The organism is Bradyrhizobium sp. Mp19, from assembly GCF_029952935.1.
GTDB classification, from domain to species: domain Bacteria; phylum Pseudomonadota; class Alphaproteobacteria; order Rhizobiales; family Xanthobacteraceae; genus Bradyrhizobium; species Bradyrhizobium elkanii.
This window is the reverse complement of sequence record NZ_JASAUT010000112.1, coordinates 1-11,220: the sequence shown is the minus strand read 5'-3', so window position 1 is coordinate 11,220 and position 11,220 is coordinate 1. Positions and strand designations below refer to the sequence as shown.

At 57.3% G+C, this 11,220-nt stretch carries 7 protein-coding genes; 4 read left to right on the top strand and 3 right to left on the bottom strand.

Annotation, left to right across the window (positions count from 1 at the left end):
- Window positions 1–26: 26 nt before the first annotated feature.
- Window positions 27–902 carry a hypothetical protein gene (locus QJT82_RS44100; protein ID WP_264641765.1) on the bottom strand — a complete coding sequence of 292 codons (876 nt, stop codon included), beginning with the start codon at window positions 900–902 and terminating at the stop codon, window positions 27–29.
- Window positions 902–1,729 (bottom strand): amino acid racemase, encoded by an 828-nt coding sequence (locus tag QJT82_RS44095; RefSeq protein WP_157183416.1) that lies wholly within the window; start codon window positions 1,727–1,729, stop codon window positions 902–904. The genes QJT82_RS44100 and QJT82_RS44095 overlap by 1 nt, the downstream gene beginning before the upstream one ends.
- Window positions 1,730–2,206: 477 nt before the next feature.
- On the opposite strand from QJT82_RS44095, the gene QJT82_RS44090 reads away from it, so the two are divergent.
- The 4 genes from QJT82_RS44090 (at window position 2,207) to QJT82_RS44075 (ending at window position 8,581) form a co-directional block, all read left to right on the top strand.
- Complete coding sequence (locus tag QJT82_RS44090) at window positions 2,207–3,661, top strand: M20/M25/M40 family metallo-hydrolase (RefSeq protein ID WP_035632939.1); 1,455 nt, start codon at window positions 2,207–2,209, stop codon at window positions 3,659–3,661.
- A 298-nt stretch (window positions 3,662–3,959) separates the two neighbouring features.
- Window positions 3,960–5,618, top strand: a complete 1,659-nt coding sequence (nodU, locus tag QJT82_RS44085) for a nodulation protein NodU (protein ID WP_080583581.1) — start codon at window positions 3,960–3,962, stop codon at window positions 5,616–5,618.
- 103 nt (window positions 5,619–5,721) lie between these two features.
- A complete protein-coding gene (locus QJT82_RS44080; RefSeq protein WP_209910182.1) occupies window positions 5,722–6,147 on the top strand; it encodes a DUF2130 domain-containing protein in 426 nt (141 codons plus the stop codon).
- A 736-nt stretch (window positions 6,148–6,883) separates the two neighbouring features.
- The gene (locus QJT82_RS44075) at window positions 6,884–8,581 is read left to right on the top strand and encodes a hypothetical protein (protein ID WP_051003288.1); all 1,698 of its coding nucleotides are present in this window, start codon (window positions 6,884–6,886) and stop codon (window positions 8,579–8,581) included.
- Window positions 8,582–8,607: 26 nt separating this feature from the next.
- On the opposite strand, the gene QJT82_RS44070 is transcribed toward QJT82_RS44075, so the two are convergent.
- Window positions 8,608–11,220 (bottom strand): hypothetical protein (locus QJT82_RS44070; RefSeq protein WP_281446711.1); only part of this gene is annotated, 2,613 nt, incomplete at its 5' end.

Genomic DNA, 11,220 nt, shown 5'->3' with positions numbered 1-11,220 from the left:
ATTCGCAGCAAGAATCCTCGCCGCTGTCAGGCAGAAAATCCACTCAAGCTACTGTCCGAATTTGCGGGGCCAGCTCTCTCAACCCTGTCTCTCCTGACATCAAAATGGACGCCCATCGAAGACTCATTTTCACTATATACCTCGACAATCACGGGCTCTTCTACTGTCGGAGACAGCCCAAGTTCATGAACGGCCTCGCGCAAGGTAGCCGCATCAATTTTTGGTGTCGCCACGGCCCGCGTCGCGCCTTGCGACGATCCCGCCGCGCTTTTCGAAATGACGATATTGCCGTCACCACCTGCATGACGCGCCATCTTCAGAATGGCACTCTCAGACTCTGACAGGACTGCACATACGGCTTCGACCAATTGTTGCATGCTTGCACAATTGCTGCCATTAGCGATCGGCACGCCAAGATCGGAGGCAAACTGGCGGAATTTCTCCTTGTCGTTAAGAAGTCGCGTTGCGACCGGGCTTGCTCCAACGTTCTCATCTGAAAACCTTACAGGAAGATTCCCCAAAGCTCTCGCGATGGAAATTGATACCTCGTCAGCGATATACGGCTCCAGACATGAAAATTGAGCACCCATAGTCATCAGACGTAGCGATCTAGAAAAGGCGCTACCGGGCGCGATGTCCTGTTCCGAGATTGGCAGGGGACGCTTGGTGGATGTCGATGAGGTCGACAGCAATTTGATGTTACCTCCACCTTTTAGGGAATTGACGTAGTTCAAGAACTCCTTCGTGACCGGAGTTGGGGTAATAAGCATATCGTCGTCCCTAGCAAGCCAGAGCAGCCTCTTGGCCGAGGCTGCATTTGCTCTCAGGAATTCATCTGATAGCGTATGAGCCGAGGGCGTCATTGCAGCGGAGCCAGTGTTCGCGAGTATGACCCGGCTCATCATTCTCCCCCGTCGCGCGCCTGGTTTACGAGCTCGTTTTCCTTTTCCCACCAGGCAATACAGGAGTCAGCAAGAATGCTGATTGGATCAACGATGTCATCGTCGTCTACCAGACCGTCGGAAATGGCCGACAATTCACTGCAACCAAGAATAATTGCGTCAGGCGCGAAGGGTCTGATCTGATCAACAAGCTGCTTCAGCTTTGGTCGTGCTTCCACGGCATTTCCAGACTTGACATCCGCGATGATCTGAACGGCTTCTCGTTGAAACTCTGCACGACAACATGCGAATTTCTCGCCGAAACACTTCTCATTCGTTTGCGGGTATAGAGAGTGCTGCATAGTCGCATTCGTTCCCAGCAGGATCAAACGAAGTTCGCGAGCTGCGGCATCCCTCCTGCCGCAAATCACCTTGGCTGTGATCTCGGTTACGTCAATCAAAGCCACCGACAGCGCCTGCTTGATCTCACCAACCCAGAAGTGCGCGGTGTTGCAGGGGATGGCTATCGCTCCACATCCCGCTTGCTCTAACCAATGAGCCCGCTCCAATATCTGCTGCAATGGCGCGTCACTCCCCTCTGAGATTGCTTGTGATCGATCAGTGATATCGGGAAGCGATAAAGCAACATACGGAATGTGATCCTGATCTTTCTCCGCTCGGCGTTTTCGCGCGAGAGATTCCAAGAATTTGGCAGTTGCGAAGCTTCCCATTCCGCCCACTACCCCAAGGGGCCTCCGTTGCCCAAGCGGTCCTGCAAACGGCATATCGAGCCTCGATACAAAGTTCATAGTATGACGACCCTGCCTTTCGCGCTTCTTTGACTGCAACAGCACTTCCGTTCCGCAACCACTCATTCAAGAGGACATGCTCGCGTGGTAGCCAAAACAATTCGCGCTCCTCTGTTGTGACAACGTATGGCGCCGGTTGCAACATTAGGTAATGAGCCGTGCGAACAGCAAAGGGTATGCCAACTCGACAGGAAAAGTGGTCTTCAGAGACCTGATGAAGATTGCGATATTTATAGTTGTCGACACATTGCCTGTGTCACGAATGAGACACGCCGGCGGACGTTATGTGTGTGTGCAGAGCGACAAAGGGGATCGGCGCCATTGAGACGAATTCGGACATTGCCCTGACAGCCATAGAAAATGTAAAGATCGTCCACCGAGGAGCTAATAGAGCGCACATTGCTTATTTGCTGGAGAAATTACTGTCGGAGGCGAGCCAGACCATTCAAACAACGGCTTCCGAAGAAAGGACAAAGAGGCATGTCTTCGAAAATATCCTGTGAAGATAGCCATCACATGCCCAAGCAAACCATTGAAAGGGCCCTGCAGCATGCGGACACGAACCTGAATGCTAGCCTTGACCGGCTCTTCCAACTGCTGCGAATTCCGTCCATCTCGTGCGAACCGCATTATGCACGGCAATGCCGCGAGGCCGCTTCCTGGCTCGCCCATGAGCTATCTGACATTGGCTTCGATGCATCCGTCAGAGCTACGATTGGAAACCCTGTAGTGGTCGGACACAGCAAGCAAGCCACCGGTCCACACGTTCTATTCTATGGCCATTACGATGTCCAACCCGTAGAGCCTCTGCAGGAATGGGAGTCTCAACCCTTCGAGCCGACGCTTAGGGTCCAGCCTAACGGGGAGACCCACATTGTTGCCCGAGGCGCATCTGACGACAAAGGCCAGCTCTTGACTTTCATTGAGGCGTGCCGTGCCTGGAACGCGACAACAGGAAGTCTGCCAGTTGGCGTATCTATGTTGTTCGAGGGAGAGGAAGAAAGCGGCAGTCCAAGCATGGAGGCATTCTTGGACGAATTCGAACATGAATTGCTTGCTGATGTCATGTTGCTTTGCGACACCTCATTGTGGAACGACGCGGTACCCGCGATCACCGTTATGTTTCGCGGCCTATTAGAAGAGGAGGTCCGAGTAACGTGCGCCGACCGGGACCTGCATTCGGGTGCTTATGGGAATGCTGTACGCAATCCAATCCAGGTTCTCGCTGAACTCATCGCCAGCCTGAGAGGCAGGAACGGAGAAGTCGCGATTGAGGGCTTCTACGACAACATATCGGAGTTGGACAGCACTGTCAGAGACGAGTTGCTGAAGCTGAATTTCGACACCGAGCAATTCCTTGGAGCTGTTGGCCTCTCTCAGTCGGCTGGGGACGTTTCTTACTCGGTAATGGAGCAACTCTGGACTCGCCCTTCGTGCGAAATCAATGGAATAGCAGGCGGGCATTGCGGAGTTGGCCTGAAAACGATCATTCCGTCCAGTGCCGTCGCCAAGGTCTCTTTCAGGTTGGTAGATGGTCAAGATCCCGAAAGGATACGATCGACGTTTCGCAATCACATTCGCGCTCGAACACCGCGCGACTGCAAAGTGCAGTTTGCCGGGCTCACAGGCCACCCCGCATCTTTTATCCAGCCAAGGAGCCCGTATCTGGACTGCGCGCGCGCCGCTCTGAAACAGGAGTGGGGTTGCGATTCGGTGCTGATAGGAAGCGGAGGGTCGATCCCCATCGTGAACACTGTTAAGCGCCGGCTAGGGCTGCAGTCCCTACCCATCGGTTTCGCGCGAGCTGATAATCGTCACCACAGCCCAAACGAAAAGTACGATCTCTACACTTTTCAAAAGGGAATTCGTTCGTGGATTCGAATCCTTGCGGAGCTTTCACGATGCACAAACGATCGGATCGTGTCCCAACCGGAACAATTAGGCGGCGGACAATATATGAACCGTCAATGAAGCCGCGCCTGCAACAATCCGCTGACGCCTCGACGCCATTTTCGCGCGCTTGCTTTCAATACCATTTCACGCCGCTCAATGTGACACGGGAACGCGCCGACCGCCGGGTACCAATGATCCGGTGCGCACATGGCGCGCATACAGTTGCACCAGATCGAACACACGCCGAGTATGCAGCTTAAACTGCTGGCGGAACGACATTCCGGATCTAAAACGTCAAGCACTGCCGCTGGTTGGCCCGCTTTCTGCATCGTGATACGGCGGACACTAGATGTCCGACGTTAGACATGGAGAAGCTATGCGCATCTGCGGCATCAAATTGAGGCATGATGGAGCGATCGCGCTCATCGAGAACGGAAGACTGGCTTTTTGTGTTGAGCAAGAGAAGCGGGACAACAATCTCCGCTATCAAGCCATCGAAAACCTTGACGATGTCGTCGCCGCCTTGGCCGAGCACGGACTGGATTCGTGCGATGTTGATCAGTTTGTGATCGACGGCGGGGGGGACGGTCAATCCCAAGTGCTCAGTGGTACTGACTCTGTCACTCTCAAATGGGGACCGTACGTAGAGCCCCATGCGGAAGGGCTTCTCACTTCGTACAACGGCTCTGGCTTGATTCTAGAAGGCAGAGCATTTCCCTATAAAAGTTATTCACACGTCTCGGGCCATGTGGCTTCCGCGTACTGCACAAGCCCGTTTGCTCAGTCCGGACAATCGGCTTTCTGTCTTGTGTGGGACGGCTCCATCCTTCCACGTCTCTACCACGTTGAACGTCAGGGCGCCCGATTCGTTGAATGTCTGTTTCCAATTGTTGGTCATGCCTATGCTGTGGCCGGCGATCACTTTGGGCCTTACAAAGATCTGGACCGCAAACCCTGGGATTTAGGTGTCGCTGGCAAGCTAATGGCCTATATCGCGCTGGGTTGTGTCGATGATGCGATCGTGAGTGTCTTTCGGGAGCTCTACGAGGAATGCTTTGCCGGCGACACGCAGCGTGCTCGTGGCTACCGTACGGAGATCGAGAGCGGGGATTGGTTTCCTGCCATGCACGCTTTCTTTGCAGCCAGCGCCTCGCGATTGGATCACAAGCGAGATGAAGATATACTCGCATCATTTCACTCTTTTCTCGAGCATCTCCTGGTTGAGCGATTGGCAGCTGCTGTACAACGTCATTCACGGCTCCCAGGGCGACACAATCTGTGCATAGCGGGCGGCTGTGGTCTTAACATAAAGTGGAATAGCGCAATGCGGTCCGCCGGACTGTTCGATGCTGTTTGGGTGCCCCCCTTTCCGAATGACAGCGGCGCGGCTATAGGTGCGGCTTGTGCCGCATTAGCAGAGCGGAAGGGCTTCGTGCCACTCGAATGGTCGGTCTACGGTGGTCCGCGACTTCTGCGGAACGAGGCGCCAGCAGGATGGGAAGCCGCACCGTGCAATATGCGCGAGCTTGCTAAGATCCTTGCGAGTAACAAGCCCGTCGTCTTTCTCGCCGGCAGCGCTGAGCTCGGACCGCGAGCATTAGGCGGACGAAGCATCCTAGCGGCTGCCACATCAGCGGGGATGAAGGATCATCTCAATCAGATCAAACGTCGTGAATGCTTTCGGCCAGTGGCGCCCATATGCATTGAAGATCGTGCGCCAGAAATCTTCTTCCCCGGAACCCCGGATCCTTACATGCTGTTCGATCATCAGACGCGAGCGGAATGGCTCGATAGAGTACCAGCTGTTGTACATCTTGATGGATCTGCGCGATTGCAGACTGTTTCCAGAACCTCTGAACACAAGATCGCCGAACTCCTCGTGGTCTACGAAGAACTTACCGGCATCCCGCTGCTTTGCAATACGAGTGCCAATCTCAATGGACGTGGGTTCTTTCCGGATGCTGCAGGAGCTTGTGAATGGGGACGAGTTGACCACGTATGGTGCGATGGCATGCTGTGGACAAAAGCCGCATAGGCATGGTTGTGATGATGAGCAACGTGATCTTTGCAACGGGGCCTTGCTCCCTCGCGTCTTGCAGCATGCGATCTTAGAATCTTGGGTAGCAGGAGTGCCTACGATGAGGGCTACCGATCTCGCGAAGCTGCGGCAAGCTTCGCACGGTAGTCGAAAGGTAGGCGTCGAAGCGTTCCGGCAACGGATTTTGAAATTTGAGAAGATCTGCCATTCCACTCATGGCGATGTCGGGCGCCTTGCTGCTCTTCCAGGGTTGTCGCCAGATCCGAAAGCTTTTGCCGCCGCTCGAACTGCAGCTCCTTCACGTGCAAGTCGGCCTTTCTCTGTATCATGGTCGCTTGCCTACGGATCATATCGGGCAGGCCGGCGCCTTCGGTCGCTCAGCGGCGCCGATATCGCCGTGATCGTCTCGCAGGCGCGCCCGCGAAACGTCGAGCATTTCGACATGGTCGACGGGATCTGGGTCACCCACCCGCGGTGCGCCATCCCTTCGTCCGAAGCCCGCCTGGTCGGACATGATCAGCGATGAAGTGCTGAGAAACGTTATGGATGAACTCTATCTGCCGCTGAATGCCGGGATGAGGTCTTAGCGTCCGTCGGCGCACGTACGCTATTGGACAGGGCCGGCCATCTGCTGCTGGAGCAGGATCCTAAAGGCGGCTTCGAGGGCAAGCTATCCGGCTTGGTCGATCGCGGATTCATCAGCCCTCGCGAAAAGACAACTCTCGAGGCCGTTGCAGACGCAGGCAACGCGTCTGCTCACCGAGGATACACACCCACTGCCGAGCGACTCGGACACATCGTCGACATCATAGAAAACTTTCTGCAGCGTGCGTTTGTCCTTTCTCGCGCGGCCGATGAAGTCCCGAATTCGACACCGCGGCGCCCCAAGGCAAAATAGTCGGGAAGGCATCCGTGACAAAGCTCCCGCCACATTGAAATCGCTCGACGAGTGAGCATATGGGGAACAACCTTTAGTGCTGCCGCCGGGCGCAATTGCACGGAGCGGCAAACCCTCATTGCATAAACGTCCAGGAGACGACTTGAGCGACGAGAGCCCTACGATCGACGATAGCCCCGAGAACACCGCGCCACCGCCCCCTCCGTGGGCCAGGGCGACCTTGAATGACGTCACGCAGGTCGACTTCGAAGAGCTGGTTCGGTCATTGGACAGCGCCGATGCGGCCGAGCTGGGAGACCTATACCGACGCGCTCTCCCCGACACGCAGCCCGAACCCGAGACCCCAACGTTCCGTGTTTACTCCATGCTCGCTGGGGCCATGGGAATGCATTTCAAGGCCAACGAGCCAAACGACCCTTTCGCTGCAATGATCGTCTGGGCAGACGGTCGGCGCTCGGCGACACCGGCCGATTTTCGTGGCGCGATTGATTCCCTGGCCGCGATGGCCGAGCGGGCACAGCACCCTGTGTTGCGAGCCCGGCTCGCGGACCTGTGCTGGCTGCTCGATCTTAAACGACGACGGATCGGAGTATGTGCCGCGACCGCCTACGTCGAAGTTGTCTCCAAGGTCGATGCCGGCATCCTCAAGTTGCGTTTCGACGAGAACGAGACCGGCGCCCTACGGCACGAGGCGCGCGATCTGCTCAAGCGGGCCCTTTTCATCGGTCGCGCCACCAAAATGGACAAGAATGGCCCTTCGGACGCGCAGAAGCTCGTCGTGGCGTTGCGGAAGCGAGCGATCGCGAAGCGACTGACTAGTCCCGCCCTGATGTTCGGGCGTCTCGACCTTCACTTCGGGATCTCGGATGCAGCCGAAGTCGGCAAGGAGGTCGAAAACTTGATCGCCGGCCTCCCCGCCGGCGCTGACGACCACATCTTAGTGGAGCTTTGGCGCCTTTCCGCCCGAGCTTACCATAAGGCCAAACACGACGACGACGCGAACCGTTGCCGGTCAACGGCAGGCGAGCTGCTGGTCGCGATGGCCAAGCGCCAGCCTTCGGCCATGTTGGCTGCTCATACGCTTACGGAAGCCATCCAAGAGCTGCACGGCTTGCCAGGCAGCAAGGATCGCCGGAAGGAGTTGCGGCATCTCCTGGTGGATATTCAGGCGGGCATCGCCGACGAAATGTCGCCTTTTGCAATTCCGATGGACCTCGAAGATATCGCCAAAGAGGTCGAGAAGAGGATGCAAAAGCCTACTTTGCTCGACAAACTCTTCACGTTCGCGGGCCTCAGTCATTCTCCGGATCCGGATCAACTTATAGCCGAGGCGGAGAAGGCCATCCGAGAGCATCCGTTCTCGTCCCTATTTGGCGGCAGTCACCACGACCGCGATGGCAAGGTCATCTATCGCAGCGAAGGGGGCAACTTTGGCGAAACGCAGGATGACTCGACGCTGCGTCAACAAATCGCGCGCGATGAGGGGCTACGCCGCCATATTACGGCTTCTGCCGAGATCGAAGTAGCTAGGCAATCCATCGTTTCGAACCACTACTTGTCCGAGGAGATCTTCGCAGCGCTATTGGAATTCAGCCCCTTCGTACCGCGGGGGCTCGTCATGACCTACAGCCACGGTTTTACATGCTTCTTCCGCGGCGACTTCATTAGCGCTCTCTACATCCTGACGCCTTTGCTGGAAGCTTCGCTTCGGCACGTACTCAGAGCGCACAGCCACGACGTCACAAAATTGGACGATGCCACGAAGATTCAGGAGGACCGAACGATATCCGCACTGTTCGAGCAGATGCGACCGGAGCTGGATTCGATCTTCGGCAGCCCCATCACGACCGACATCGAGAACGTCTTCCTCAAGAAGCCGGGGCCCTATATCCGTCACTCGATAGCCCATGGACTGCTACACGACGGAGAGCCATACTCGGACGACTCGCTGTATGCGTGCTGGCTGATCTTCCAACTTTGTATGATCCCGCTGTACGAACATCGGCGACACATCCGCTTGCCATTCGACAGCCCTTCCGAAGCGATTGATGAGAAGGGATAGTGCCGTGGCGCGAAGGCTCCCGGCAACTAGGACCCGCTTTGCCCGAACGTGAAGATCGGATCCGGAATGTCTCCGCCAAAGAGCTTGGATTGCCGCTCGGACTGCCACTTCTTGATGCGTGAATTGACGCTATCATCGATGGTGGTCATGAAGCGCGCGAAGACTTCACCCGGCGATCCGCACTCCGCGTGCCACAAATCGAAGCGACCGTCGACGATCTTCGCGAATAGGACGGCGCAGCTCCAGAATTCCTCAGGGCTCGTGGCAGACTTCATCATCCCGTACCAATGCCGTGCCCATGCGTTCCTATGATAGGCATAAGTTGCCGCCCCGTAGGCTTGCCCGACAAATCCTTCGCAAGCCTCGAACCGCTGCAGCGTACGGGTGGCATGTTCATTCAGGTCTGAAAATCCACAGACAAGAAGAGCCCGCGCCGTCTTTGCCGGCTCCTGGATCGCCAACCTTTCGTCGACGTATTGCTGAATGAACGCTTGCGCTCCGGCCTCATGCGCGGCGAGAACCTCCGAAGCTATCAAGGAGTCGTTCGCGGCCGCGTCGAGTCGGGCGAAGCACAATTTACGCACCTCCGTGATCGAAGCACGGGACCAGGCCGCAACGGCCTCCGCGGGAATGCTCGATACGCCGATGACACGGTTTACGAAAGGTCGAAGCGAGGCCGTTCGAGCGAACAGCTCTGCAGCACCCGCGGGATCGCTTGGCGCGATTGCCCTCGCGAGCCCCGTTGCGAATGCATGCATGGCGCGGAACACTCCCTCGCCGGCGACCAGCAACGCTTGCTTCCAACTCTCCGCGAGAGAAGGCATCCGGGCTACAATCGCATCGAATCCTCCCCAGGAGAAATCGTCCAGGATGATCCGGGCGTCGGCGAGAGTAACGTGATCGACGAAGCGGTCGAAGGCCTTCCAAGAGCGCTTCTGCCGTTGCTGAAACGCGTCATCATCTTCTCCCAGTCTCTCGAATGCCTGCTGCATGTCGCGGGCCGGCTGATCCACCAAGGACAGAAGCGGCGGCTCCTGCCCCTCGATCGCGGTGACTGGCTGCTGCACCAGGGGAAATTCAGGGATGTCGTTCACACCGATCGCACGGTGGAATGCGACATCGACCCTATCGGCGACCGATTTGGCGCCCTCATCGCTCAACTGCGCCGCGAAGCCATAGAAGTTCGGCCCCATGCGACCAACGGCCTCGGCGGCGCCGATCAAGCCCAACTCGGCGGCTACCAGCAGGCACCGCGAGCCATACCAGATCTCACGATGGCCGTTCTTCGCGTCGCAATTCGCGGCGTCCCAGCCCGTCGCCAGAAACTGCTTCAACAGAACTGGGTCTCGAGACCGCGCGGCGAGCGCCAATGCTCTCATTCTCATTCCACCATCGGGGGACGAGAGCAAGGGAATGAGTCGGGATTTCGCCGCATTCGACAGGGAGCTTTTGCTGAACTGAGCGAAGTTTACGACCATCGCCAATCTGTTGTTGTCGCGGGATGTGAGTGCGCGATCCAGAGCAGCGTCAATCTCCGTCTCGCTGGCGGGTGACGTAGCCTCCAGCAGATCTAGCAATGCCTCGTTGCCTCCTCCGGCCTCCAGCGCCCGGAGCTGCTCATCGCCGCTCCGGTGCGGAAAGGCTGCGCGAAGGGCATACTGCTGCACGAGCCATTCGTCTCGAACCCCGCCCTTGTCCGTCAAGAATTCGGACGCCGGCGGCGAAGAGCCGATCGAAACCAGTCGGGTTACGATTTCCGGCTCCAGGATCGCACTGTCCTTCAATAGCGCCATCATGGCCTGCCTCAACGACAGCACGTTCGCCCGATCGAGCGCCTGCCGGGCGAACTTATGGCGAAGTTCGACGGCCGTGGCTGGCTCGAAGCGGGCAAGAGCGGGCATGGACCTGGTGACCTGGTGATCCTGAGGGGTCATGCCAAGGCCTGTGCTCAGCTCCGCAACGTTGGCGTTCCTGCTGGCCGTAACGATTGCACCGATATTCTCCGGCGCTTGTGTTGCGGTCGGATCGCAAGGATCGACCGCACTGTAGAGCGGGTCATTCAAGGAAAAGCGCGGTCGGTCGGGGGTGATAGTCCCGAAAATGGCATGCGCTTGCGCCGCATCGTCCGGATCTCCGGTCGCACTCAACATGGTGGCCGCCGCGCGCTTGCCCGTATTCGACGCCTCCGTCGCCAGAAACGGCTCGCAAGCGGTTCGGACGGCATCCCGCATCGGCAACCAATCAACGGCATTGAAACGCATGAGATGTCGGAAATGCTTATCCGGTCGGTCGAAGTCCGGATTCAAGGCGCTGGCGACGGCCCATCCCATAAGCGCGGGGATGGCGGGCGCTAGTGGCTTTCCCGCCATGAGCTCGAGGGCATACGAATGGAGCTGCGGCAGACCTTTTCGGGAGTCTTCCTTCAGTTGCTTGCCGATAAATTCGCGTTCAGCCTCCGACAAGGCCGAGCGGCGAGTCTCGAGCTCCTGCTTCAGCCGTTCCGATTCCGCGGCGTCCTTTGCCGGATCGCCACTCGAATGACGGAACGTGCCTACCTCGGGCGCTAGTACCCACTTTTCTTGGAACGTGAGTCGTGATTCAAGGTCGGGATGATACCCGAAGCAAGAGAAGTCCGCCTT

What these genes read in the sequence shown, in the direction of transcription:
- QJT82_RS44100 (WP_264641765.1), bottom strand. Translation starts at nt 902, where the DNA reads ATGAGCCGGGTCATACTCGCGAACACTGGCTCCGCTGCAATGACGCCC.
- QJT82_RS44090 (WP_035632939.1), top strand. Translation starts at nt 2,207, where the DNA reads ATGCCCAAGCAAACCATTGAAAGGGCCCTGCAGCATGCGGACACGAAC.
- nodU (WP_080583581.1), top strand. Translation starts at nt 3,960, where the DNA reads ATGCGCATCTGCGGCATCAAATTGAGGCATGATGGAGCGATCGCGCTC.
- QJT82_RS44080 (WP_209910182.1), top strand. Translation starts at nt 5,722, where the DNA reads ATGAGGGCTACCGATCTCGCGAAGCTGCGGCAAGCTTCGCACGGTAGT.
- QJT82_RS44075 (WP_051003288.1), top strand. Translation starts at nt 6,884, where the DNA reads ATGCTCGCTGGGGCCATGGGAATGCATTTCAAGGCCAACGAGCCAAAC.